This window comes from Micromonospora halotolerans, assembly GCF_032108445.1.
Classification (GTDB): Bacteria; Actinomycetota; Actinomycetes; order Mycobacteriales; family Micromonosporaceae; genus Micromonospora; species Micromonospora halotolerans.
Window position 1 is genome coordinate 6,586,758 of the sequence record NZ_CP134876.1, and the last position, 23,616, is coordinate 6,610,373.

Annotated in this window: 20 protein-coding genes; 9 read left to right on the top strand and 11 right to left on the bottom strand. The window is 73.0% G+C overall.

The features are described 5' to 3' along the window. Positions 1-229 precede the first annotated feature (229 nt). Positions 230-718 carry a GNAT family N-acetyltransferase gene (locus RMN56_RS30900; RefSeq protein WP_313721400.1) on the bottom strand — a complete coding sequence of 163 codons (489 nt, stop codon included), beginning with the start codon at positions 716-718 and terminating at the stop codon, positions 230-232. A gap of 67 nt (positions 719-785) precedes the next feature. Further along, complete coding sequence (locus RMN56_RS30905) at positions 786-1,199, bottom strand: nuclear transport factor 2 family protein (RefSeq protein ID WP_313721401.1); 414 nt, start codon at positions 1,197-1,199, stop codon at positions 786-788. A 160-nt stretch (positions 1,200-1,359) separates the two neighbouring features. On the opposite strand from RMN56_RS30905, the gene RMN56_RS30910 reads away from it, so the two are divergent. Further along, positions 1,360-1,875: a DinB family protein gene (locus tag RMN56_RS30910; RefSeq protein WP_313721402.1), complete on the top strand. Its 516-nt coding sequence runs from the start codon at positions 1,360-1,362 to the stop codon at positions 1,873-1,875. 82 nt (positions 1,876-1,957) lie between these two features. Here RMN56_RS30910 and RMN56_RS30915 read toward each other — a convergent pair whose 3' ends face one another. Then, a complete protein-coding gene (locus tag RMN56_RS30915; RefSeq protein WP_313721403.1) occupies positions 1,958-3,544 on the bottom strand; it encodes a DHA2 family efflux MFS transporter permease subunit in 1,587 nt (528 codons plus the stop codon). A gap of 162 nt (positions 3,545-3,706) precedes the next feature. Then, entirely contained in the window at positions 3,707-4,639 is a 933-nt protein-coding gene (locus RMN56_RS30920) for an AraC family transcriptional regulator (RefSeq protein ID WP_313721404.1), read from the bottom strand. Between the two features lie 81 nt (positions 4,640-4,720). Between RMN56_RS30920 and RMN56_RS30925 the strand changes: the two genes are divergently transcribed. Then, positions 4,721-5,221, top strand: coding sequence for an anthrone oxygenase family protein (locus RMN56_RS30925; RefSeq protein WP_313721405.1), 501 nt, complete (start codon positions 4,721-4,723; stop codon positions 5,219-5,221). A gap of 12 nt (positions 5,222-5,233) precedes the next feature. On the opposite strand, the gene RMN56_RS30930 is transcribed toward RMN56_RS30925, so the two are convergent. Both RMN56_RS30930 and RMN56_RS30935 read right to left on the bottom strand, forming a co-directional pair. Beyond that, the gene (locus tag RMN56_RS30930) at positions 5,234-5,881 is read right to left on the bottom strand and encodes a DUF305 domain-containing protein (protein WP_376787245.1); all 648 of its coding nucleotides are present in this window, start codon (positions 5,879-5,881) and stop codon (positions 5,234-5,236) included. After that, complete coding sequence (locus RMN56_RS30935) at positions 5,866-6,612, bottom strand: lytic polysaccharide monooxygenase (RefSeq protein ID WP_313721406.1); 747 nt, start codon at positions 6,610-6,612, stop codon at positions 5,866-5,868. The genes RMN56_RS30930 and RMN56_RS30935 overlap by 16 nt, the downstream gene beginning before the upstream one ends. A 246-nt stretch (positions 6,613-6,858) precedes the next feature. Between RMN56_RS30935 and RMN56_RS30940 the strand changes: the two genes are divergently transcribed. Beyond that, entirely contained in the window at positions 6,859-8,934 is a 2,076-nt protein-coding gene (locus tag RMN56_RS30940; protein ID WP_313721408.1) for a cellulose binding domain-containing protein, read from the top strand. Positions 8,935-8,946: 12 nt separating this feature from the next. On the opposite strand, the gene RMN56_RS30945 is transcribed toward RMN56_RS30940, so the two are convergent. The 3 genes from RMN56_RS30945 to RMN56_RS30955 all read right to left on the bottom strand — a co-directional run bounded on the left by RMN56_RS30945 (position 8,947) and on the right by RMN56_RS30955 (position 12,033). Beyond that, positions 8,947-9,831 carry a phosphatase PAP2 family protein gene (locus tag RMN56_RS30945; RefSeq protein ID WP_313721409.1) on the bottom strand — a complete coding sequence of 295 codons (885 nt, stop codon included), beginning with the start codon at positions 9,829-9,831 and terminating at the stop codon, positions 8,947-8,949. A 97-nt stretch (positions 9,832-9,928) separates the two neighbouring features. Next, positions 9,929-11,566, bottom strand: coding sequence for an MDR family MFS transporter (locus RMN56_RS30950; protein WP_313721410.1), 1,638 nt, complete (start codon positions 11,564-11,566; stop codon positions 9,929-9,931). Continuing rightward, positions 11,563-12,033, bottom strand: a complete 471-nt coding sequence (locus tag RMN56_RS30955; RefSeq protein WP_313721411.1) for a MarR family winged helix-turn-helix transcriptional regulator — start codon at positions 12,031-12,033, stop codon at positions 11,563-11,565. The genes RMN56_RS30950 and RMN56_RS30955 overlap by 4 nt, the downstream gene beginning before the upstream one ends. A gap of 102 nt (positions 12,034-12,135) precedes the next feature. On the opposite strand from RMN56_RS30955, the gene RMN56_RS30960 reads away from it, so the two are divergent. From RMN56_RS30960 to RMN56_RS30985, 6 genes are all read left to right on the top strand, one after another. Next, positions 12,136-12,726, top strand: a complete 591-nt coding sequence (locus tag RMN56_RS30960) for a TetR/AcrR family transcriptional regulator (RefSeq protein WP_313721412.1) — start codon at positions 12,136-12,138, stop codon at positions 12,724-12,726. 30 nt (positions 12,727-12,756) lie between these two features. Next, positions 12,757-13,098 carry an MmcQ/YjbR family DNA-binding protein gene (locus RMN56_RS30965; protein WP_313721413.1) on the top strand — a complete coding sequence of 114 codons (342 nt, stop codon included), beginning with the start codon at positions 12,757-12,759 and terminating at the stop codon, positions 13,096-13,098. Positions 13,099-13,151: 53 nt separating this feature from the next. After that, positions 13,152-13,415, top strand: a complete 264-nt coding sequence (locus RMN56_RS30970; protein WP_313721414.1) for a hypothetical protein — start codon at positions 13,152-13,154, stop codon at positions 13,413-13,415. A 75-nt stretch (positions 13,416-13,490) separates the two neighbouring features. Beyond that, positions 13,491-13,778 carry a GNAT family N-acetyltransferase gene (locus RMN56_RS30975; protein WP_313721415.1) on the top strand — a complete coding sequence of 96 codons (288 nt, stop codon included), beginning with the start codon at positions 13,491-13,493 and terminating at the stop codon, positions 13,776-13,778. Between the two features lie 81 nt (positions 13,779-13,859). Continuing rightward, a complete protein-coding gene (locus RMN56_RS30980) occupies positions 13,860-15,191 on the top strand; it encodes a low temperature requirement protein A (protein ID WP_313721416.1) in 1,332 nt (443 codons plus the stop codon). A gap of 50 nt (positions 15,192-15,241) precedes the next feature. Beyond that, complete coding sequence (locus tag RMN56_RS30985) at positions 15,242-16,303, top strand: SRPBCC domain-containing protein (RefSeq protein WP_313721418.1); 1,062 nt, start codon at positions 15,242-15,244, stop codon at positions 16,301-16,303. A 67-nt stretch (positions 16,304-16,370) separates the two neighbouring features. Here the strand turns inward: RMN56_RS30985 and RMN56_RS30990 are convergent, their stop codons facing one another. Both RMN56_RS30990 and RMN56_RS30995 read right to left on the bottom strand, forming a co-directional pair. Next, positions 16,371-20,651: a galactose-binding domain-containing protein gene (locus RMN56_RS30990; RefSeq protein ID WP_313721419.1), complete on the bottom strand. Its 4,281-nt coding sequence runs from the start codon at positions 20,649-20,651 to the stop codon at positions 16,371-16,373. A gap of 92 nt (positions 20,652-20,743) precedes the next feature. Beyond that, on the bottom strand, positions 20,744-23,608 hold the full coding sequence (locus RMN56_RS30995; RefSeq protein ID WP_313721421.1) for a galactose-binding domain-containing protein: 2,865 nt from the start codon (positions 23,606-23,608) through the stop codon (positions 20,744-20,746). Between the last annotated feature and the right edge of the window lie 8 nt (positions 23,609-23,616).

A 23,616-nucleotide genomic window follows, 5' to 3' on the forward strand; every position in this document is an offset into this window, starting at 1 on the left:
TCGTGAGGCTTTTTCCACGCGCCGGACAATGACCGGTGCACGTGCGGCACAGGTGGTGGGAATCGGCCGTCGGGCACGGGTGGATTCGGACGCGCGGCGACCGCAGGCGTGGAAAATGTGACTGAGGCTGGTGTTCCGTGAGGCTTTGCTGATCTGTTGATCGGCATCATATAGCCGTATAACGATGATTGGTATAGCAGTTAACGTCGATGTAACGCGGTGACACCGGTCAATCGGCGGAGATATCTGATTCCGGGCGGTTCGGGGCAAGGGTGAGGTTGAGCAGTTCCAGTCCCGACACCGGCCGGAAACCGACCTCGGCGTAGAGCGTCCGGGCGGCAGTGTTGTCGACCTCGGTCTGCAGGGACACGCGGAGCGCGCCGGCTGCGCGCGCCTCGTCGACGACGTGCTGGAGCAGGGCCTTCGCGATCCCGCTGCGCCGGTGGTGCGGGTCGACGTAGAGATCGCGGATCGACCACGCGGCACCCAGGAGCAGCGACGCCGGGGTGATCGCCGTCGTGACGAAGCCGCAGACCTGCGCGCCGCGGACGGCGGCAGCGACCGCGAGCCGGCGCTGTACGACCTGGTCGTGCAGCCAGCCGCGGGTACGCGCAGCGGACGGCGGTTGGCCGTAGTGCGCACGGTAGTCGTCGAAGAGAGTGGCCACCGGCTCGAATGCGTCGTGGCCCGGGATCACCGGCGCGACCGTCGTCAGCATGCCGTCCAGTCTCGTCGAGGTCGACGGCAAGGGCGGGGCAGGGCCGCAAGGGCGGGGCCGACCTCCGCTACGCGGGCACGTCCTGCCAGAGTTCGTTGAAGGCGGTGCTGTCGAAGAAGGCGGTCCCCTCGACCACCTTGCCGTCCCGCATCCGCAGGAACCAGGCGACCGTGTCGGTGAACGTCGTGCCGATCGTGGTGGTGCCCGCGCCGTTCCACGCGATGATCACCGTGTCGGTGGTCGGGTCCTCGTGAATGCCCCGGATGAGCACGGGCCGGAAGGGGTCCTCGGCCGTGAAGCGCGCGTCGAAGGGGGTCAGCACCTCGTCGACGAACTGGCGGGCCGGATGGTAGGTCCCGGCCGCCACGGAGCGGCCGGTGATCTCCCAGCGCATGTCCTCGGCGAAGATGCCGGTGATGCCGCCGGTGCCGGCGGACCAGGCCGCGAAGGCGTCCGCGACGATCTCCCGGTTGGCGGTCATCGGCGGCTCCCGTTCTCGTCCTGCGGCGGGCGCCCCGGACCTCGGCCGCCCCGCTCATCCTCCGCCGGCTCGCCCACCCCTGGGGCGGCTTCGGCGCGCCGTCCTCCCACCGGGGCACCGCATTCCGCCGGCACGCCGCCGCGCCACCTACCCTGAACGCGTGGATCGGTGTGACGAGTGCCTGTTCGTCTATTCCGCGCTCGACAGCGGCGCGCTGCCGCAGCGGTTGCGCGACCTGGCCGGGCGCTATCCGGCCGCCCTACGCGGGGTGCCGGACCCGCGCCGGCGCCCCGCGCCGGAGGTGTGGTCGCCGCTGGAGTACGCCTGCCACGTCCGGGACGTGTTCCGCGTGCAGGGTGAGCGGCTGGCCCTGGCCCTGCGCGTGGCCGCGCCGGAGTTCCCGCCGATGGGCCGCGACGAGCTGGTGGTCACCGAGCGCTACAACGCGCAGGACCCGGAGGTGGTCCTCGCCGAGCTGGCCACGGCCGCCGACGGATTCGCCACCCGCTTCGCGACCCTCGGCGAGACCGAGCTGGCCCGCACCGGCGTCTACCCGTGGCCGCGACGCGAGACGCGGACGCTGCGCTGGCTCGGCCGGCACACGGTCCACGAGGCCGAGCACCACCTGCTCGACATCCGCCGCGCCACCGGGGCCGGAACGGCCGGCGGGGCCTGACGCCCGTTCGGCGTCAGGCCCCGCAACGGCGAGCCGGACCGGGATCGAACCGCCGGGCGACGCCCGGCGGCCCGACCGGCGGTCAGTGGATCGGCACCGGCGTGGGACGCTGCTCCTCGCCCGTCCCGCCGTCGAGCAGGTGCGACGGCTCCCGCCGGCGGGGCAGGAAGGCGGCCGGGATGAAGGTGAGCAGCACCAGCGCGAAGCCGACCCAGAAGGTGGTCGCGAAGGAGCTGGCCGCGAAGTCGAGCCCGCGCTCGATCAGCGACGGCGGCACCGGGAACTGCTGGAGCAGCTCCGGCCGCTGCTGCGCGGCGATGGCGAGACCGGCCTGGGTGACCGGCTTGCCGCTCGGGTCGGTCACGCCGGGGATCACCTCGGAACCGTTCAGCTTGCTGGTGAGGATCACCGACATCACCGCGGCGCCGACCGAGCCGCCGATCTGCTGGAGGATGTTGACCAGCGTGGAACCGCGGGCCACCTCGGCGGCGTGCAGGGTCTTCAGCGCCGAGGTCATGATCGGCATCATGGTGCCGCCCATGCCCAGACCCATCACGAACAGCGAGCCGCAGAGCAGCCAGTAGGACGTGTGCGGGTCGACCTGGGTGAAGGTGAAGAACCCGGCGGCGATGAGCACCAGCGCGAACGGCACCGTCCGGCCGACCGGCACCTTGTCGGCCAGCATGCCGGCGATAGGCATGGTCAGCATCGCGCCGAGACCCTGCGGCGCCATCAGCAGGCCGGCGGTCAGCGTCGACTCACCGCGGACCTGCAGGAAGTAGCTCGGGAAGAGCAGACCCGCACCCATGAACGCGATGATGAAGACGAACAGGGTCACCGTGGCGATGGTCAGGTTGCGGTTGCGGAACAGCCGCAGGTCGAGCAGCGGGTGCCGGGGCCGGAACGAGTAGAACACGAAGGACACCACGAGCACGGCGCCGACCAGCATGGGCAGCCACACCTTGTTGTCGCGCACCGTGCCGGCCTCCGGCAGCGACGAGACGCCGTAGAGGAAGAGAGCCAGGCCGGGCGAGAGCATCAGCATGCCGAGGAAGTCGAACGACTCCGACGGCTCGGGGTTGTCCTTCGGCAGGGCGAGCTGGGCGTAGATCAGCGCGATCACGCCGATCGGCAGGTTGATCAGGAAGATCCAGTGCCAGCTGGCGGTGTCGATGAGCCAGCCGCCGAGGATCGGGCCGCCGATCGGGCCGAGCAGCATCGGGATGCCGAGGACGGCCATCAGCCGGCCGATCCGGTGCGGGCCGGCGGCCCGGGTCATGATCGTCATGCCGAGCGGCATGAGCATGCCGCCGCCGAGGCCCTGGACCACGCGCCAGGCGATCAGCTCACCGATCGAGTCGGCGGTGGCGCACAGCCCCGAGCCGATGGTGAACAGCGCGAGCGCCACCATGTAGAGGCGTTTGGTGCCGAACCGGTCGGCGGCCCACCCGCTGAGCGGGATCACCGTGGCCAGCGCGAGGGTGTAGCCGGTCATCGTCCACGCCACCCGGGCGTACGTGGCGCCGAACTCGCTCTGGAACGTCGGCAGCGCCACGCTGACGACCGTCACGTCGAGGATCGACATGATCGCACCGAGCACGACGACGCCGGCCACCTTGAGCACCGCGGCGTCGAGCTTGTTCGATGTCGCGACAGATTGCTGGGTCACAAACAGTCTCCTGGTTCGGGTCCGGTCGGAGGCCGTGGCCGCGCCGCGCCGGTGAGGGCGCGGGTCACGTGCGGTGAGGGGCGGCGTCCGGCAGGAAGCGTAGCGACCGGCTGCGACATCGCGCGGCCGGTTTACCGGGATCGGCGGCGACGCCCGACGGGGTCAGACCGTGGCGCGATGGTCGCGCGGATTGACGCCGCGGACCCGCTTGAACGCCGCGCTGAGTGCGAAAGGGCTGCTGTAACCGACTCTGCGGGCCACCGCGGTGAGGGTCAGCTCGGTGTCGCGCAGCAGGTCGGCGGCGAGCGCGAGGCGCCAGTTGGTGACGAAGGTCATGGGCGGCTCGCCGACCAGTTCGGTGAACCGGCGGGCGAACGCGGCGCGGGAGGCGCCGGTGGCGGCGGCCAGACCGGCCACCGTCCAGGCCCGGGCCGGATCGTGCTGGACCAGCCGGACCGCGTGGCCGACGACCGGGTCGGCGTAGGCCCGGTACCAGCCGGGCGGTCGGGCCCCGGGGCGGGCCAGCCAGGTGCGCAGCACCCCGATGACGAGCAGGTCGAGCAGCCGGTCCAGCACCGCCTCCTGCCCGGGTCCGTCGCGGTCCAGCTCCTCGGCGAGCAGCGCGACGACCGGCAGCTCGCCGTCGGCGGCGGTCAGCACCACCAGGGGCGGCAGGGCCGCGAGCAGGCCGGCGCCGACCGCGCCGCTGCTGGCGTACGTGCCGGTGAGCAGGGCGGTGGTGCCGTCCGGCCGGGTGCCCCAGGTCCGCAGGCCCAGCGCCATGGTCTCGGTCAGCTCCTGCCCGGCGAGCGTGGTGCAGCGCTGCCCGGGGTGGATCACCACCTGCGGTGGGGTGTCCGGGTGGTCGGCCACCGTGTACGGGTCGGGCCCGCGCAGCACGGCCACGTCCCCGGGGCGCAGCACCGCGGGGGCGCCGCCCTCGGGCACTACCCAGGCGCTGCCCCGGACCACCGTGGTGACGCTGAGCGGGGCGGCGTCGCGGACCAGGATCGACCAGGGCGGGTCCATCACGGTACGGAGCAGGAACGCGTCCCGGGCGCGCAGCCCGCGGAGCACGTCGGCGAGCACGTCCACCCGGTGAGCGTAGACGCTCGCGTATGGTTCGGGGCGTTCCGGCCATGGAGCGTCCACCGTTCCCCGTGTCCAATGGTCGTCATGACCGCATCGAACATCCGGGCCGGCGTGCTGCTGCTGGCCACCATGACCACGGGCCTGACGGCGGGACTCTTCGCGGCCTTCGCGTACGCGGTGATGCCGGGCCTGGCCCGGGTCGACGACCGGGCGTTCGTCGCCGGCATGCGGTCGATCAACCAGGCCATCCTCAACGGTTGGTTCGCGCTCTGCTTCGGCGGCGCGCTGGTCTGCACCCTCGCGGCGGTCCTGCTGCACCTGCCCGCGCGGCTGCGCGGGCCGCTGCCCTGGCTGATCGCCGGCCTGGCGCTCTACGTGCTGGTGCTCGCGGTGACCGCCGCCGTGAACGTGCCGCTCAACGACCGGCTGGAGGCGGGGGCCGCCCGGCTGGCCGACCCGGCGGAGCTGCGCGCGGCGTTCGAGAGCGCCTGGGTGCGCTGGAACGTGGTCCGGGCGGTGCTGAACACCGCCGCCTTCGGCTGCCTCGGCGTGGCGCTGCTGGTGGCCCGGTCGCTGCCCGGCTGACCGGTGTCCGGGTCACCGGGCGCGCAGCTTCGCCAGCAACGCGACCTCGGCGGTGCGGGATCGCTCGATCCGGCCGGCGAGGTCGCGTACCCGGGCGCTCGTGCCGGCCTGGACCTGGGCGCGGGCCAGTTCGGCGGCGGTCCGCTGGTGGGCGCCGAGCACGTCGAGCAGCACCCGGTCGGCCTCGCCGGGCGGGGCGGCCCGCAGCCGCGCCAGCCCGGCGGCGGCGTCGCTGTGACCGGAGTGGTCGTGCCGCTCGGCGGCGGCCACCGCGGACGGGCCGGCCTCGCGCAGCCAGCCGCGCATGGTGGCCAGTTCGTCGGTCTCGGTGGCCCGCACGGCGGCGATCAGCGTGCGGATCTCCGGGTCGGTGGTCCGGTCGAGCCCGAGCCCCACGATGTCCAGGGTCTGCTCGGTGTGCGCCACCATCATGGCCAGGAAGAGCGCGTCGATGCCGCTGGTCGCGGTCTCGGCGGCGGGCCCGGGATCGGTGGCGGCGGTCGGCGCCGGCTGGCCGGTGCAGCCGGCCGCGGCCAGCAGCACGGCCAGCAGGACGGCGGCGAGCGGGCCACGCAGGCCGGCCCTCCGGGCGGGGGCACACCGGGTGGGTGCGGCGCACGCGGGGCGTGGCCGCACCCGTCCGGTCAGATCTGGAGCCACAGCGCCGGCACGTTCGGCGGTTCCCAGCCGGGGATCGCGGTGTGCGCCTGCCGGCAGCGGTAGGTCAGGCCGTTGTAGGTGACCGTGTCCCCCACCTGGTAGGCGCGCCCGGCGGTCCAGGTGCCGCCGGGGGCCGGCGAGCTGGTCGGGGTGGGCCGGGGCGTCGGGGTCGTCGGCGCGGGGGTCGGCGTCGGGCTGGGCGTGGGGTTGCCGCCACCGCCCCCGCCGATCTGGAGGTCGACGCAGGAGTAGAAGGCGTTGGCGGTGTCGGCGATGTTCCACACGGCGAGGAGCTTCTGCCGGCCGGAGAAGCCACCCAGGTTGACGGTGTGCGACACGGTGGCGCCGGGCTGGCGGCCGCCGCCGTCGACCACCGCGACCCGGGTGTTGCCGATCCAGTACTCCCAGTTGGAGGTGGCGTGCCGGGCGGTGTTGACCCAGGTGAACGTCACCGAGCTGCCGACCGAGGTGGCCGGCCAGCCGCGGCTGTCGTCGTTGAGCACGGCGAACTGGGCGATGCCGGCGTGGCAGCTCTTGAGGCCCTTGGGTCCCTCGACGCTCTGCGGCTCGTACTTGATCTGGCCGCAGTCGGGCACCCGGTTCTGGGCGCAGAGTGCCTGGCGGCTGGGGGGCGACGAGACGTAACCGTGGGCCTGGGCGGGTGCGGCGACCGCCAGGGTGGCGGTGACGGCACCCGTGGTGAGCAGCGGCAGGGTGATTCTTCGGCGCATGGCGGCAACTCCTTCGGGGCGGTGGGAGGAGATGTCAATGAACATAAATTAAACCTTGTTAACAGTAAAGACTCCTGTCTATAAATTAAGCCGCGTATCCGGGGACGTCCTTGAGGGCTCCGGCGCCGGCATGGGATTCTGGGGCGTCGATGGCTCTGCGCGGGGCCGACCGTCGTTCCTTGGGCACCCGGATACCGGGGGGGCGACGCAGGACAGACGATCGCCCGACCCCCGAAGGAACCCCGCATGAGCAGAACCCCCTCCACCCCGCGCCGGGTCACGGCGTACGCGGCGAGCCTGCTGCTCGCCCTCGCCGCGCCGGCCGCCGTCGGCCCGCCCGCCGCCGGCGCGGCGGCCGACCCGGTGACGGTGACCGTGAACGCCCGCGCCGGGCTGGCGACCGTGCCGGACACCGCGCTCGGCGTCAACCACGCCATCTGGGACGAGCAGCTCGGCAGCACCGAGACGTCGGACCTGCTCCGGGCGGCCGGCGTGACGATGCTGCGCTATCCCGGCGGCTCGTACGCCGACATCTACCACTGGCGGACGCACACCGCGCCGGGCGGGTACGTCGCCCCGAACACCGACTTCGACACCTTCATGGCCGCGGCCCGGCGGGTCGGCGCCGAGCCGATGATCATCGCGAACTACGGCACCGGCACCCCGGCCGAGGCCGCCGAGTGGGTGCGGTACGCCAACGTCACCAAGGGCTACGACGCGAGGTGGTGGACGGTCGGCAACGAGAACTACGGCAACGGCCACTACGGCTCGGCCTGGGAGGCCGACGACCACCCCGACAAGAGCGCCAGCCAGTACGCCCGACTGGTGGTCGAGTACGCCGACGCCATGAAGGCGGTCGACCCGGACATCAAGGTCGGCGCGGTGCTGACCATGCCGGGCAACTGGCCGGACGGGCTGACCGCGGGCGCGGACCCCGGCCCCTGGAACCAGACCGTGCTCTCCCTCGCCGGCCCGAAGATCGACTTCGTCGACGTGCACTGGTACCCGGGCGGCACGGCCGCCGAGTCCCTCGCCCGGACCAGCCACCTCCCCGACGCCGCCTGGCTGCTGCGCCAGCAGATCGCCCGCTACGCCGGCCCGGACGCCGGCCGGATCGGGATCAGCTTCACCGAGCTGAACGTCGGCGCCGGCCAGAACACCCAGCCGGGCGCGCTCTTCCTGGCCGACGCCTACAGCGGGCTGCTGGAGCAGGGTGTCTTCACCGTGCAGTGGTGGAACACGCACAACGGGATCGGCACGGTCTCGCAGGTCGCCGGGCAGACCGACTACGGGGACTTCGGGCTGCTCTCCAGCGGCGGGTGCACCGCCGACGGGTCGGTCTGCGAGCCGCCGTTCAACACGCCCTTCGCGCCGTACCACGGGCTGTCCATGATGAACCTCTTCGCCCGGGCCGGCGACCAGTTCGTCCGCGCCGCCACCGACCAGCCCCTGGTCACCGCGCACGCCGCCCGCCGGCCCGACGGCAGCCTCGCGGTCCTGCTGCTGAACAAGGACCCGGACACCGCGTACCCGGTGGCCATCGACTACGCCGGCTTCACCCCGGCGGACGAGGCCCCGACGGTGCACACGCTGTCCAACGGCGCGGACGGGGTGGCCACCGGCCGGTCCGGCGACGCGACCAGCCGGACGCTGCCGCCGTACTCGCTGACCACGCTCGTGCTGCGCCCGGCCGGCGTGGTCGCCGGCCGGCCCGGCGCGCCGGGCCGGCCCACCGCCGGCGCGGTCACCGACCGGACGGCGACGATCACCTGGCCGCCGGCCGCGCCCGGCGGCGCGCCGATCGCCAAGTACGAGGTGTACCGGCAGCACGGGGCGGTCAGCGAGCAGCTCGGCGAGACGGCCCGCACCTCGCTCACGGTCGGCAACCTCGAACCCGGCACCCGGTACACGGTCAACGTGCTGGCCCGGGACACCGCGGGCCGGGTCTCCTGGTCCTCTCCGCCGCTCACCTTCGCCACCGGCAGCCCGGCCGCCAGCACCTGCGCCGTCCGCTTCCACCCGGACACCGACTGGGGCAACGGCTACGTGGCGACCGTCGACATCGTGAACACCGGCCCGAGCGCGATCGACGGCTGGACGCTCACCTGGACCTGGCCCACCAACTGGCAGCAGGTGAGCAGCGGCTGGAGCGCCAACTGGTCGCAGGCGGGGACCCGGGTCACGGCGACCAGCACCGCCGACAACCGCCGGCTCGCCGCCGGTGGCGGCAGCACCAGTGCCGGGTTCGTCGGCGCGTACAGCGGGCCGAACGTGCCGCCCGGCGCGTTCCGGCTCAACGGAACCGTATGCGCCACGGGGTGAACCGGGCCGCGGTCACCCCCGCCGGGGTGGCCGGAGCCGACCGTCGGCCGCCGACGGGGTCCGCGGGCTCCGTCGGCGGCCGGCGCTGCCCGGGCGGCGCGGGGCGGGAACGACGTGCGGGCGCAGGCGCGCGGCGGACTCCGGCCCGGCCGGTCGCCGGCGGGACGCGCCCGGCCGGGGCAGCCCCGCCAGGATCACCCCGAGCAGCGTCACCGCGACGATCCCGTCGAGCCAGTAGTGGTTACCGGTGCCGACCACCACCAGCAGGGTGAGCACGGGGTGGGCCAGCCAGAGCCACCGCCACCGCCCGGAGGTGACCGTGACCAGCGCGACGGCGACGGCCACGGCCCAGCCGACGTGCAGGGAGGGCATGGCGGCGTACTGGTTGCTCAGCGTGTCGGTGTCGGGCGGGCCGTAGACGGCGGGGCCGTAGCGGCTGCCGGTGTCCACCAGGCCGGTGAGCGCGGTCATCCGGGGCGGGGCGAGCGGCACGAGGACGTGCAGGGCCAGCGCCGCCGCGGTGAGCACGGCGAGGGCCCGCCGCATCCACCGGTAGTGCACGGGATGGCGGAGGTAGAGCCACACCAGGCAGAGCACGGTGGCCGGGAAGTGCACGTAGGCGTAGTAGCAGTTGGCCAGCCGGACGGGCAGCTCGTGGACCAGCAACGGGGCCTGCACGGCGGCCTCGTCCGGCAGGTGGAGCAGCCGCTCCAGCCACCAGATCCGCTCCCCGTTGGCCCGTGCGGTGCCGGACCGCCCGGCCACCAGCACCCGGCCCGCCTTGTACGCGAGGAAGAGCGCGGCGACGAGGGTCAGCTCGCGGACCGCCCGGCGCACCGCCCCGGTCGGCCGCGCGTCGACGGCCACCGGTGGTGGCGCGGGCTGCGTGGTGTCCACGGCGCCTCGATTCGGTCACGGCCGGCGTCATGCCGGCCCGGGTGGGCACGGACCAGGGCCGCCGCCGGATCGGCGACGGCCCTGGGACGACGGGGCGTCAGCGGCGGGCGCGTTCGCCCGGCCCCGCGACGTCCACGGCCACCTCGTCGAAGGCGGGCGCCCCGTCGACCGCGTCGGCCGCGACGGCGACCGAGCGGGCGGTGTCGGGCAGGTCCAGGCTGGACCGCAGGGTGACCGGCTTGAGCAGCAGCGCGGCCAGGATCCCGACGACCGCGATGGCGGCCGAGATCAGGAAGATGTGCCCGGTCGCGTCACCATACGCGGCCCGCACAATCTCCTGCACCGGCGCGGGCAGCGCGGCGAGGTTGAGTGTGCTGCCGCCGCCGCCCGAGGTGGGGATCCCCGCCGCGGCCAGGTCGTGGGTGATCCGGTCGGTGACCTGGCGGGCCAGGACCGCGCCGAGCACGGACACGCCGATGGTGCCGCCCAGCGAGCGGAAGAACGCGACGCTGGAGCTGGCCGCGCCGATGTCCTTGAGCGCCACCGTGTTCTGCACGGCGAGCACCAGGTTCTGCATGGTCATGCCGACGCCCACGCCGACGATGAACATGGCGGCGCCGACCAGGACCAGCGAGGTCTGGTGGTCGATGGTGCCGAGCAGGGCGAAGCCGACGACCAGGATGATCGACCCGGCGACGATGTACGGCTTGATCTTCCCGGAGGACGTGATCAGCCGGCCGGCGACGATCGAGGAGAGCAGCACACCGGCCATCATCGGGATGGTGAGCAGGCCGGCCTCGGTCGGGCTGTAGCCGCGACCGATCTGGAAGTACTGGCCGAGGAAGACCGCGCCGCCGAACATCGCCATGCCGACCGCGAGGCTGCCGAGGATCGCCAGCGCCGTGGTGCGCTCGCGGACGATCTCCAGCGGCACGACCGGCTCGGCGGCCCGCGACTCCACCAGGACGGCGAGGGCGAGCAGCAGCACCGAGCCGCCGACCATCGCGCCGGTCTGCCAGGACAGCCAGGCGAACGAGTCGTCGACGAACGAGATCCAGATCAGCAGCAGGCTGACGCCCGCGGCGATCAGGGTGGCGCCCAGGTAGTCGATCTTCACGTTGTCCCGGCGCGCGGTGGGCAGGTGCAGGGTGGCCTGGAGCAGGAGCAGCGCGACGGCCGCGACCGGCACGCCGACGAAGAAGCACCAGCGCCAGCCGAGCCAGTCGGTGTCCACGATGAGGCCGCCGAGCAGCGGGCCGCCGACCGTGGCGAGGGCCATGACGCCGCCCAGGTAGCCGTTGTAGCGACCGCGTTCCCGCGGCGGGATCATCGCCGCGATGGCCACCTGGACCAGGGCCTGGAGACCGCCGACGCCGATGCCCTGGAAGGCGCGGGCGGCGATGAGCTGGCCGGCCGAGTGCGCGAAGCCCGCCGCGACCGAGCCGGCCAGGAAGACCACGATGGCGACCTGGATGAGCAGCTTCTTGTTGAACAGATCGGCGAGCTTGCCCCAGATCGGGGTGGTCGCCGTGGCGGTGAGCAGGGTGGCGGTGACCACCCAGGTGTACTGGGTCTGCGAGCCGTTGAGGGCTCCGATGATCTTCGGTAGGGCGGTCGAGACGACCGTGCTGCTCAGCATGGCCACGAAGAGCACCAGCAACAGGCCGCTGAGGGCTTCCAGCGTCTTCCGCCGGCTCATGGGCGCGGCGTCCGCCGTCGCGGTGGGTGCGCTCATCGCGCGTCCTCCAGGTTGTCGTGTCGGGTGAGGGCGAGCTCAAGGTCGCGGGTGAGGCGCGCGAGCGCGGTGGACAGGGCCGCCACCTCGTCGGGGGTCCAGTCGGTGAGCGCCCGGGAGACCACACCGCCGTACCAGTCGTAGGCCTCGGTCATGGCGGCCCGGCCGGCCGGGGTGATGGTCAGGTGGCTGGCCCGCCGGTCCTGCGGGTCGGCGCGCCGGTCGACCAGGCCGTCGGCGACCAGGGCGGCGACCGCCCGGCTCACCGTGGAGGGGTCGAGCCGGCTCCGCTCCGCCAGGTCCCGGGCGTGGCAGCCGGTGTCGCCGTCCCGGTCGATGTGCCGGAGCAGGCCCACCAGGCCGGGCGGCACGGCCGGCCGGTCGTGCGCGCGGCGCTGCTTGAGCACCCGTACGCCGGTCAGCAGGTCCTGCAACCGGGCGACGAGCTCTCGGCTGGTCGCGTCCACTCTTCCCCTCCCCTGCCTTGGTTGCCTCAAGCAATGATTCGCGAATCTTGCCCATCAGGCAAGTTTGCTCATTGAGAAACGGATCACGTACGCTGGGGAGCCATGGACGAGTCGACCGGGCTGCGCGAGCGGAAGAAGGCGGCGACCCGCCTCGCCCTGCACGAGGCGGCCCTGCGTCTCGCCGCCGAGCAGGGGCCCGACCGGGTCACCGTCGAGGCGATCGCCGACGCCGCCAACGTCTCCCGGCGGACCTTCTCCAACTACTTCTCCAGCAAGGAGGAGGCCCTCTACCACGGCGACACCATGCGGCTGCGCCAACTGCTCGACCTGATCGCCACCCAACCCGCCGACCTGACCCCGTGGGCGGCGCTGAGCCGCGCCGCCCTGCGCCACGCCGACGAGATGGACGGCGAGACCGCCGAGTCCTGGCTCAACCGGCGCCGCCGGCTGCACGGCAACCCGGGCCTGCTGGCACACCAGGTGGCCGCGTACACGGCGATCGAGCGGGAGCTGGCCGGGGAACTCGGCCGCCGGCTCACCGGCCCCGACGCGACCCTGCGCGCGCGGATCCTGACCGCCACCTTCCTGGCCACCCTGCGGGTCGCCGTCCAGCAGTGGCTCGAGCAGCCGGACCAGCCGCTGACCGACACGCTGCGGACCGCCCTGGCCCACGCCGCCCCGGCGGCCGGCTGACTGTCACACCGTGCGGCTAGCGTCCCCGCCGTGGTCACCGTCGACGACGTCCGCGCCCTGGCGCGCACACTGCCCCGCACCAGCGAGCACCTGATCCACGACCGGATCAAGTTCCGGGTCGGCGCGATCGTCTACGTCGCGTTCAGCCGCGACGAGCAGACCATGGGCTTCGGCTACCCGAAGGAGCAGCGGGACGGGCTGATCGCCGCCGACCCGGCGCTGTTCTTCCTGCCCCGCCCCTCCGACCTGCGCTTCAACTGGGTCTGCTGCCACCTCGAACGGCTCGACCACGACCAGATGACCGAGCTGGTGTGCGAGGCATGGCGGATGGTGGTGCCGAAGTTCCTGGCCCGCCAGCGGCTGGGCGGATAGCCGCGGTCGGGCGGGGCTTCGGTGAGAGCGGTACCACGCCGTACGGTCCCGGCATGAGCGGCACCACGACTTCCAGGGCGGCCGTGCGGCCGTACCGGCCCGCCGACCACGACGCGGTGTACGACATCTGCGTGCGCACCGCCGACGCCGGCGGCGACGCCCGGGGCCGGTACGCCTCGGACGACCTCATGCCCGACCTGTTCGCCGGGCCCTACCTGCATCTCGAGCCGGACCTGGCGTTCGTCCTGGCCGACGCCGGCCGGGTGGTCGGCTACGTGGTCGGCACCGCCGACACCGCCGCCTTCGTCCGCGCCTAACGGCGCGTCTGGATCCCCCGGCTGGCGCACCGCTACCCCGCGCCGGCCGGTGACCCGCGCACCCCGGACGAGGAGATGATCGCCCTGCACCACCATCCCGAGCGGATGCTCCTGCCGGAGCTGGCCGGCTACCCGGCCCACCTGCACATCGACCTGCTCCCCAGCCACCAGGGGCGCGGCCACGGCCGGCGACTGCTGGAGACGTTCCTGGCCGCCGCCGCCCGCGCCGGCGCGCCCGCGCTGCACGTCGGCATGGTCACCGCGAACGTCCGTGCGCGGGGTTTCTACGATCGGCTGGGCTTCCACGTCATCCCGGTGCCCGACCCGGGCCCGCTCACCTACCTCGGGCGGTCCACCACCTGAGCTGCGTCGACGGTCCGGCGCGGGGCGGCACGGCGACCGATTCCGCCCCGCCGGCCGGTCCGGCGCTGACAGACTCGTGCGGTGGGCGGCGACCGGTGGCGCAAGGGGCTGGGTCCCGCCATGCCGATCGCCCCGGCCGCCCGGGTGGACAAGTTCGAGATCTTCTTCGACCTCGTCTTCGTGGTGTCGTTCTTCATCATCACGCGGGCCACCGCGGCGAACGTGACCGGGCGTGAACTGCTGCACGCCATGCTGGTCCTCGCCGTGCTCTGGTGGTGCTGGGTGGTGCACAGCGTGGTGGCCAGCCGGCTCCGGCTGGGCGAGGGCTTCGTCCCGGCGCTCATGGTGATCGGCATGATCGCGCTGTTCACCTTCGCGCTGGCCCTGCCGCAGACCTTCGGCGACCTCCAACAGGGCAGCGCCGGGCCCATGCTGGTCACCGTCAGCTACGTGGTGATCCGCGCCGTGCACCTGTCGCTCTACGTGTACGCGACCCGGGGCGACCCGGCGGGCCGGCGCAAGCTGTGGCAGTTCGTGCCCGAGGTGCTGATCACCACCTGCCTGCTGCTGGTCGCGGCGTTGCTCCCGCCGAGGATCGCGGACCCGGACCTCGGACTCTGGCTGCGTGACGGACTCTGGATCGGCGTGGTCGTCGTGCAGTACGCCAGCGGCCTGCTGTCCGGCCCGCACGGCTGGCAGGTGACCTCCGCCGAGCACTGGACCGAGCGTTACGACCTGATCCTGATCATTGCGCTGGGCGAGTCGGTGATCTCGGTCGGCGTCGGCGGCAACCTGATCGGCAAGCCCGTCACCTGGCCGGCCATCCCCGCGGCGATCTTCGGCATCCTGTTCACCGCGGCACTCTGGTGGGTGCACTTCGACATGATCGGCCCGGCCGCCCGGATCGCCCTGCACGCCGCCGAGGGGCACCCACGCGTGGCGATGGCCCGGGACGCGTACGCCTATCTCTACCTACCCATGATCGCCGGGGTGATCCTGTTCGCGATCGGCGCGGAGGAGCTGGTGCGGACGATCACCGACCCGGTCGGCGGGGTGGCCGAGCGGGCCCACGGGCCGGCCGTGCCACTGCTCTTCGGCGGGGTGATGCTCTATCTCGCCGCCGACATGGCGTTCCAGCTGCGCACCCTGAAGACCGTGTCGTGGACCCGGGTCGCCGCCCTGACCGCGCTCGCCGTCGGGCTGCCGGTCGCCCGGCACCTGCCCGCGCTCGCCGCGCTCGGGCTGCTCACCGCGATCTGCGTCGCGCTGGTCGCGGTCGAACTCGCGATGATGGCGGATGCCCGCACCGCGCTGCGCCGGGCGGTGTACGAGGAGAAGGCCAGCCACGAGGCCGGTGAGGCGGCCTTCCGCGCCCGCTGGCACGACGGCGACCCGGACCGGTCCGCGGAGTAGCCGGTCGCCCGTTCCCCATGGTGGGACGGGCTGGCCTTAGAGTCTCCCGCGTGATCGAGATCGCCACCGAGGTCGACCTGTTCCACCCGCCGGCACGGATCTGGCGGGCGCTGACGGAGCAGGCGCTGCTCGCCAAGTGGTTCGCCGGAAGCGAGTCGCTGGGTGACCGAACGCTGCTGCGGACCGGGGGGCTGCCCGGCTACGACGCCGACACCGAGGTGGAGGTGGTCGAGCTGCGCGCGCCGGAACGGCTGGTGCTGCGCTGCCGCGAGGGCGACCGGAGCACCCGGCTTGCGTGCGACCTGGCCCCCATCGGCCACGGTTGCCGGCTGTCCGTGCGGGAGGTGCTGGAGGAGGGCGACTGGGACGCCGACCGGCGCACCGAGCAGCACCAGCGGGCGGTGACCGGACGGCTCCCGGCGATCCTCGACTGGCTGGCGTTCCAGGAGGTCGACCTGCGCCGGGCCGAGGGCGGGCTGACCGCCGAACTGCCGGTGGTCCGGCCCGGCGAGGCGCGCGGCCGGACCGGGCGTCTGGTGCTGCTGGCGGCCGGTGTGCTGGCGATGCTCGGCGTGGCCGCCGGTGCGACGGTGTGGGCCACCCGGCCCGCGCCGACCGCGCCGGCCGCCGCGCCGGCGTCGACACCGCCGTCGTCGCTGGCCGCTCCGGCCACGAGCAGCACGCCGCCCCGGGCCACCCCGTCCCGGCCCACGCCGTCGGCCAGCCGCCGCAGCGTCGCGCCCAGCCCGACCGCGTCCGCCGCCCCGACCCGTACGTCCAGCCCCAGCCCCCGGCCGGTCGCGTCGCTGGCCGCCAGCTACGAGACCGTCTCCGACCGGGTCTTCGGCTACCGGGGCCAGGTGGTGCTGCGCAATCCCGGTCCGGCGGCGAAGCAGGACTGGACGGTGACCGTGACCCTGGGCGACGACGCCACGGTCAGCAGCGTCAACGGGGCCGAGGCCAAGCAGGACGGTGCGGTGGTCACCTTCACGGGTGCGGCGGTGCCGGCGGGCGGGTCGACCACGATCCGGTTCGACGTGCGGGATCCCGACCTGTCGGCCACGGGGCCGGAGGGCTGCACGGTGGACGGGGCGGCCTGCGCCGGGCTGTGACGCGTTCGGCCACGGCACGACGCCGCCGGGAGGATCGCTCCTCCCGGCGGCGCCGCTGACCGAGGGGTCAGTTCCGGTTGATGGTGAACGTGCTGGTCGTGTTCCTGATGTCCTGGTAGTTGTCGGTGAGCCGGAGGTTGGTGAAGGTGGCGGAGCCGACCGCCGGACCCTGCCCCGGCTCGGGCATCTCGTTGACCCAGATGCCCAAGCCGGACTTGGCGTCGAAGGCGTCACCGCTGCGCTTCGCCCCGGAGATCGACACATTGGTCAGCACCGTGTCGGTGACCGGATTCTCCGGTTGGCTGCCGTTGTACTTGGTCTGGAACATGATCCCGGAGTACGTCGGGTCGACGATGTCCACGTCGGAGATCCGGATGCCCCGGAACTCCTTGGAGGCGGAGAAGAGCCACAGGGCCGGGAAGGTCTGCTGGCCCCAGAAGTGCCCACCCGACCGGATCAGTGAGACGTTCTGGAACTGGGTGGGCGGGCTGGCGCCGAACCCGACGAACGGGTAACCGAAGTCCAGCGAGCTGATGGTGATGCCCGAGTAGGTCAGCTGGTCGGCGATGTAGAGGTTGCGGAAGATGTTGTCGTAGCCGCCGTACACCGCCACGCCGGCCGCCCGCCACGTCAGTGTGGCGGTGAGGTTCTCGAACACGTTGCCGTGGTTGCCGCCCGAGCCGCCCTGGTCGGTCGCGGAGAACAACGCGAAGGCGTCGTCGCCGTTGGAGCGGCCCTCCGAGTTGGTGACCAGGTTGTTCGTGCTGGCGTTGGTCATGTTGACCGCATCGGCGAAGGTGTCGCGGAACCGGCTGTCCCGGATGGTCAGCCCGCTGACGCTGACCCCCCAGTACGCGCAGACGGTGTGCTCGACCCAGACGCTGTCCAGCGTCATGTTGTCGACGTCCTTCAGCTCGCCCCACACCTTGCCCGGACCGTCTATCCGGTTGGTGTAGTTGCCGAAGAACGCCAGGTGGGCGAAGGTCGAGCCGCTCGCCGAGGACTCCACCCGGAAGCCGGCGTCGGTGTTCTGCTGGTTGGTGGGCGTCTGGAAGCGGGTGTACCACATGCCCGCGCCGACCACCCGGACCGGCTTGCCGTACACCTGGAACTTCTGCGCGGTGTCGTAGGTGCCGGGCGGCAGGTAGACGCCGACCAGGTTGCCGGTGGGGTCCATCCGGACGGCGTCCAGGGCGTTCTGCACGTCGGCGTGGCTGAAGCCGGTCGGCACCTTGTAGCGGGCCGGGTCCGGGTTGGCCCGGGGCGACACCAGCTCGGTGTTGACGAAGTCGATCGCGTACGTGGTGCTGTTGGCCGGGTCCTTCTGGAGCCGGATGGTGGCGCCGGCCGGTACGGTCGAGTTCAACATCACGTTCGCCTCGTCGTACAGGTGGCGGGGTGCGCCGGCGCCCGGTGCGTCGCTGGGGCCGGCTTCGGCGCCGTAGAGCCAGATGTGCTTCGAAGTCAGGTTGATCGGCTTGTGCAGCACCCCGTTGACGTAGATGTTCAACGTCGAGTCGATCCCGCCGCCGCCCGGGGCGTCCGGGATGGAGAAGCGGGTGACCAGGGTGTTGGTGGGCGCCCGGGTGGTCCACTCGACGTACGCGCCGGTGGTGTTCAGGGTGACCGCCCGGCGGCCGGACGCCTCACCGGCCAGGTCGCCGACGGTCCGGTTCGGGCCGAGCACCTGCGCGCCGCCGCCGACCCGGCCGTCCTCGGCCTCGTACATGTCGTACGGGACGTTCGCGCCCCGGCCCACGAACAGCGGCCGCTCGGTGGTGTTGTTCTGCTGCTTGACGGGCAGCTCGTTGGCGTCGGCGGCCAGGGCCACCCGCACCGTGTACTTCCCGTTCGCCGCCGTCCAGCCGCCCAGGTTGACCGGCGGGCTGGTCGCCCCGGCCGCCAGGGTTCCGCTGTACGAGCCGGTCAGGGTGCGCACCACCGTGCCGGTGTCGCTGAGCAGGGTGAGGGTGATGCCGTGTGCCCCGCCGGCCGAGGCGACCGTGCCCTGGTTGCGGATCGACACCGCGAAGCTGACCGCGGTGCCGGCACTCGGCGTGCCGGGTGACCAGCTCACCGCGCCCGCGACCAGGTCGGAGCTGGGCACCGGGCTGACGGTCAGCGCGGTGGTCCGGCTGTTGTTCGACTCGTTCTGCTCGATGACCGTGTTCGCCTCGTCGGCGGTGGCGGTCACCTCGTAGCTGCCGGCGTTGCGCGCGCCGATGCCCACGGTGACGGTCGCCGACGCACCGGCCGCGAGCGCCCCGACGGCCGCGGTGCCGACCTTGGTCGTACCCAGGGAGAAGGTGACCGCGGAGGCGGCGGCCGGCGCGCTGCCGGCGTTGCGGACGGTGGCGGAGAGCGTGACCGCGTCGGTCTCCACCGGCGCGGACGGCGCCGCGGACACCGCGGTGACCGTGAGGTCCGGGTTCGGCGCCGGCGTGCCGATCACCTGGAACTCGGCGACCTGCCCGTTCGACGAGCCGGAGTTCGCGGTGAACTGGAGCCGCACGTCCGCGGCGGTGGCGCTGACCGGGATGGTCACCGTGTTGCTGCTGCCCGGGTTGAACGAGTACGTCGCCGAGCCGACCACGCTGGTGAACCCGGACGCGGACTGCTCCCGGCCGAGCACCTGGAAGGTCTGCGTGCGCGGCCCCCAGACCGGGTCCGGGTTGAGCTTGACGACGATCGCGCTGATGCTGGCGTTGGCGCCGAGCGCGACGGTCAGCGTGCTCGGGTACACCCCCGGCGCGCCCTCCCAGTAGGTCGTCACGTCACCGTCGTTGGCGTTGGCCGCGGTGAACACGTGCACCACCGAGGAGGCGGTGATCGGCTTGCCGGCGGCCAGGTTGGTGCCGCCCGGGGTGCTGCCGGTCCGGGTGACCGTGTTGGAGGTCGCCGAGACGTTCCCGGCCGCGTCCCGGGCCCGGATGTGGTACGAGACGGTGGCGGTGTCGGGCTGGCTGTCGGTGTACGTCAGGGTCGAGCCGTTGACGCTGCCCCGCAGGGCGTTGTTGGCGTAGACGTCGTAGCCGGTGACCCCGACGTTGTCGGTCGACGCCGTCCAGGTGAGCCGGATCTGCCCGCTCGCCGGCTGGGTGTACGCCAGGTTGCCCGGCGCGGTCGGCGCCGTGGTGTCGCCGGTGTTGCCGGTGCGGGTGACGGTGTTGCTGCTGGCCGACTGGTTGCCGGCCGCGTCGCGCGCCCGGACGGTGTAGGCGACGGTGGCGCCGGCCGGCTGGGTGTCGGTGTAGGTGAGGGTCGACCCGCTGACGCTGGTGCGCAGCGTGCCGTTGGCGTAGACGTCGTAGCCGGTGACGCCGACGTTGTCGGTGGACGCCGTCCAGGTGAGCCGCACCTGGTCGGCGGCGGGCTCGGTGAAGGCCAGGTTGCCGGGGGCGCTCGGCGGCTGGGTGTCGCCGGTGGCCGGGCCGTAAACCTCCAGCTCGGCGAGCTGGCCGGCGGGCCAGCCGGTGTTGGCGGTGAACAGCAGCCGCAGGTAGCGGGTGGTGGCCGTGCCGAAGGTGACGGTGACCGTGTTGCCGGTGCCGGGGTTGAACGCGTACCCGGCGGAGCCGGCGAGGGCGCCGAAGGTGGACCCGTCGGTGCTGCTCTGCACGGTGAGCGTCTGGGTGCGTGCCGGCCAGCCGGCGGGGAGCTTCAGCACCACCTTGTTGACCGCCACGGCGGCGCCGAGGTCGACCCGGATCCACTGCGGGAAGGCGTTGTTGGCGCTCTCCCAGTAGGTGGCCGGGTTGCCGTCGTTGGCGTTGCCCGCGCCGTAGACGTCGGAGTGGCCGCTCTCCGCCATGGTCCGGCCCAGGGCCAGGTTGGCCGACGCGCTCGCCGACCCGTATACCTCCAGCTCGGCGAGCTGCGCCGCGGCCCAGCCGGTGTTGGCGGTGACCGTGATCCGGACGTGGCGGGTGCTGGTCGCCGGGAAGCCCAGCGTGACCGTGTTGCCGTTGGCCGGGCTGAAGGTGCGCCCCGCCGAGGCGACCAGGGTGGTGAAGGTGCCGCCGTCGGTGCTGCCCTGCACCGACAGGGTCTCGGTGCGGGTCTCCCAGCCGGTGGGGAGCTTCAGCACGACCTGGTCGACCGACTGGGCGGAACCGAGGTCGACCTGGGCCCACTGGGGAAACGCGCCGGCGCTCTCCCAGTAGCTGCCGGCGTTTCCGTCGGTGAGGTTGCCGGCCGCGTAGGGGCCGTTGACGCTGCTGGCGGTGGCGGTGCGGCCGAGCGCGAGGTTGGGGCCGCCGGCCGCGGCGGCCGGGGACGGGGGCGGGGCCGTGACGGCCAGCGCGACCGCGGCGAGCACCGCGACCAGCCGGGTACGGAATCTGGACATGGTGGAGGGACACCTTCTTCCGGGGACGTGGAGAGGTGGGTGTGGTGGGGGTGACCGGGGTCCCCGCCGCGCCGCGGGGACCCCGGGGGCGGTCAGCTGGCGTACACCTCGAACTCGCCGAGTTGGCCGGCGGGCCAGCCGGTGTTGCCGGTGAAGGTCAGCCGGAGGTGCCGGCGCCCGGCGGAGGGGAAGGTGACGGTGGCGGTGTTGCCGGTGGCCGGGTCGAAGGTGTAGCCGGCCGACGCCTTCACGGTGGTCCAGGTCGAGCCGTCCGTGGAGCCGAGCACCGACAGGGTCTGGGTGCGGGTCTGCCAGGCCGACGCCGGCGGCAGCTTCAGCACCACCCGGGACACCGGGTACGTCGCCCCGAGGTCCACGGTCAGCGACTGCGGGAAGGCGCTGTTGGCGCTCTCCCAGTACGTCGCGGCGTTGCCGTCGACCGTGTTGGCCGCGCCGTACACGTCGGCGTGGCTGGTCTCGGTGACCGGCCGCCCGGCGGCCAGGTTCCCGCTGGGCGGCGGCGGGGTGGTGGTCGGGGGTGGCGTGGTGGTCGGCGGCGGGGTGGTGCTGTTGCCGCCGTACACCTCGAACTCGGCGGCCTGGCCGGCCGGCCAGCCGGTGTTGCCGGTGACGCTGAGCCGCAGGTGCCGCCGCTGCCCTGCGGGAAGCGGGATCGACACGGTGTTGCCGGTGGCCGGGTCGAAGGTGTAGCCGGCCGACGCCTTCACGGTGGTCCAGGTCGACCCGTCGGTGGAACCGAGGACGGACAGGGTCTCGGTACGCCGCTCCCAGCCGGGCGGCAGCTTGACCACCACCCGGTCGACGCTGCGCGCCGCGCCGAGGTCCACGCTCAGCGTCTGCGGGAACGCGTTGTTGGCGCTCTCCCAGTAGGTGCCGGCGTTGCCGTCCACCGCGTTCGCCGCCGCGTACGTCTGGGTGCTGCTGGACGCGGTGGCCGGCCGGCCGAGCGCGAGGTTGCCGCCCGACGGCGGCGGGGTGGTCGGGGTCGGGCTCGGCGTCGGGCTGGTCGGGGTCGGGGTGGGCGGCGTGGACGGGCCGTTGCCCCACTGCGGCTCGGGCCAGGGCCCGCAGTACGGGCTGGCCGAGTACCAGCCGGAGTTGCCGGCGCCCTGGGTGATCTGGAAGCCGCTGCCGACGCAGTTGTACATCGGGTTGGCCTGGGCGATGCCGGTGGCCCGGACGTTCGTGAAGCTGACCTGGCTGGGCGCCTGCACCTGGAGCGCGAAGGTCCCCGCGCCGTCGATGCGCACGTTGTTCAGGTTGATCCCGCTGGTCTGCCCCTCGATCCAGTGCAGCGCGGCGTAGGAGCTGTCCAGGATGTCGGTGTCGGTGACGTTGATGGTGGCGCCCTGGATCGGCTCGTTGAGCGCGGAGAACCAGAGCGCGCCGACGCCGAAGCGCCAGTTGTAGTCGGAGTTGCCGTTGCGGATCAGGGTGTTGCGGGCGACGGTGATCGTGCCGGCGACGGCGGTCGGTCCGTTCACGCCGGGATAGCGGTTGGCCACGTGGATGCCGCCGCCGTTGGTGACCGAGTCGGCGGTGACGTTGTCGGTGATCCGGATGTCCCGGCCCCCGTAGGTGACCAGGTTGTTGGCCAGGATGGTGACGCCGACGGTGTTGAAGGTGAAGGCGTTGTTGACGTTCGGCACGCTCTGCGCCCACATGGCCAGGCCGTCGTCGCCGGTGTTGCGGACGAACGTGTTCGTCACCGTGGAGTTGGTGACGCCCCAGTGGAAGTTCACCCCGTCGGCCGTCTGGTCGAGGATCCGGCTGTTGCGGATGGTGAAGTTGTCCATGGGGCCGTCCATCCAGGCGCCGACCTTGGTGTGCTGCAACCAGAGGTTGTCCACCACCGAGTTCGACATGGCCCCGCCCAGGGCGTTGACCTGGTCCTCGTCGACCCGCTCGCGGATGTCGCCGATGATGGCGAAGTCCCGCAGGGTGACGTTGCGGCTGGGCCCGCCGGCCTCGTGCGGCCGGATCTCGCCGCCGTAGCCGCCGCCGGGCACGTATTTGCCGTAGATGCCGGCGGCCCGTTTGCGGTCGGTGGGGTGCCGGCCACCGAGCACCGAGTACCAGGGCCCGGCGCCGCGCAGGGTCACCCCGTCGACCACCACGTGGTCCCAGAGGGTGAACGTGCCGGCGGGGATCCAGACGCTCTTCCCCTGGGCCTTGCCGGCGTCCACGGCGGCCTGGAACTTCGCCGTCGAGTCGGTGGCGCCGCTCGGGTCGGCGCCGAAGTCGGTGACCACGTCCAGCACGCCGGCAGGCTTGGCGATCTGCCCGCCGACCAGCTCGAAGTCGGCCAGGTCGATGGTGAAGCTGGGCGACTGCGCGGTCGAGGAGACCTGGAGGCGGATCTTCGTGCCGGCCGGGTACGTGGTGCCGAACAGGGTGCGGGTCTCGTCGTAGAAGTGGTGCGGGTTCGTGTCGCCGGGGTTGTTGTTGAACGGGTAGCCGCCGTAGTACCAGCCGTACCGGGAGGTGACCGGGACCGCCTTGACCAGGGCGCCGCCGGCGCGCAGGTCGATGCTGGCGTCCCGGCCGGTGCCGGCGGCGTTGTCCGGCAGGCTGTACCGGAAGGTGACCGCGTTGGCCGCGGCGGTGAGGGTGAACTCGACGTACTCGCCGACGGCGTCGAGGGTGACCGCCTCCCGGCCGGACGCCTCCGACGGGAGGGTGCCGTAGCGGCGGTCGGGACCGATCCGGGTGCCGGTGTGCGCCGCGTTCTCCGCCTCCTGCTCGACGAATCCGACGGTGGCGCCGCGACCGGCGATGGCGAACGGGGACAGCCCGGCGGCGCGGGCCGGGGTGGCGGTGGTGCTGAGCGCCACGACGGTGACGGAGGTGGCGGCCAGCGCGGCGCCGGCCAGGACGGCCAGCCCCGCGCGGAGCCGGCTGCGGCGGGGGTGGTGCGGGGTGGTGTGATCGGCCATGAGGGGTG

Bases quoted from the DNA above. Each gene is read 5' to 3' on its own strand.
- RMN56_RS30900 (WP_313721400.1), bottom strand. From the start codon at position 718: ATGCTGACGACGGTCGCGCCGGTGATCCCGGGCCACGACGCATTCGAG.
- RMN56_RS30905 (WP_313721401.1), bottom strand. From the start codon at position 1,199: ATGACCGCCAACCGGGAGATCGTCGCGGACGCCTTCGCGGCCTGGTCC.
- RMN56_RS30925 (WP_313721405.1), top strand. From the start codon at position 4,721: ATGACCGCATCGAACATCCGGGCCGGCGTGCTGCTGCTGGCCACCATG.
- RMN56_RS30935 (WP_313721406.1), bottom strand. From the start codon at position 6,612: ATGCGCCGAAGAATCACCCTGCCGCTGCTCACCACGGGTGCCGTCACC.
- RMN56_RS30940 (WP_313721408.1), top strand. From the start codon at position 6,859: ATGAGCAGAACCCCCTCCACCCCGCGCCGGGTCACGGCGTACGCGGCG.
- RMN56_RS30950 (WP_313721410.1), bottom strand. From the start codon at position 11,566: ATGAGCGCACCCACCGCGACGGCGGACGCCGCGCCCATGAGCCGGCGG.
- RMN56_RS30960 (WP_313721412.1), top strand. From the start codon at position 12,136: ATGGACGAGTCGACCGGGCTGCGCGAGCGGAAGAAGGCGGCGACCCGC.
- RMN56_RS30970 (WP_313721414.1), top strand. From the start codon at position 13,152: ATGAGCGGCACCACGACTTCCAGGGCGGCCGTGCGGCCGTACCGGCCC.
- RMN56_RS30975 (WP_313721415.1), top strand. From the start codon at position 13,491: ATGATCGCCCTGCACCACCATCCCGAGCGGATGCTCCTGCCGGAGCTG.
- RMN56_RS30990 (WP_313721419.1), bottom strand. From the start codon at position 20,651: ATGTCCAGATTCCGTACCCGGCTGGTCGCGGTGCTCGCCGCGGTCGCG.
- RMN56_RS30995 (WP_313721421.1), bottom strand. From the start codon at position 23,608: ATGGCCGATCACACCACCCCGCACCACCCCCGCCGCAGCCGGCTCCGC.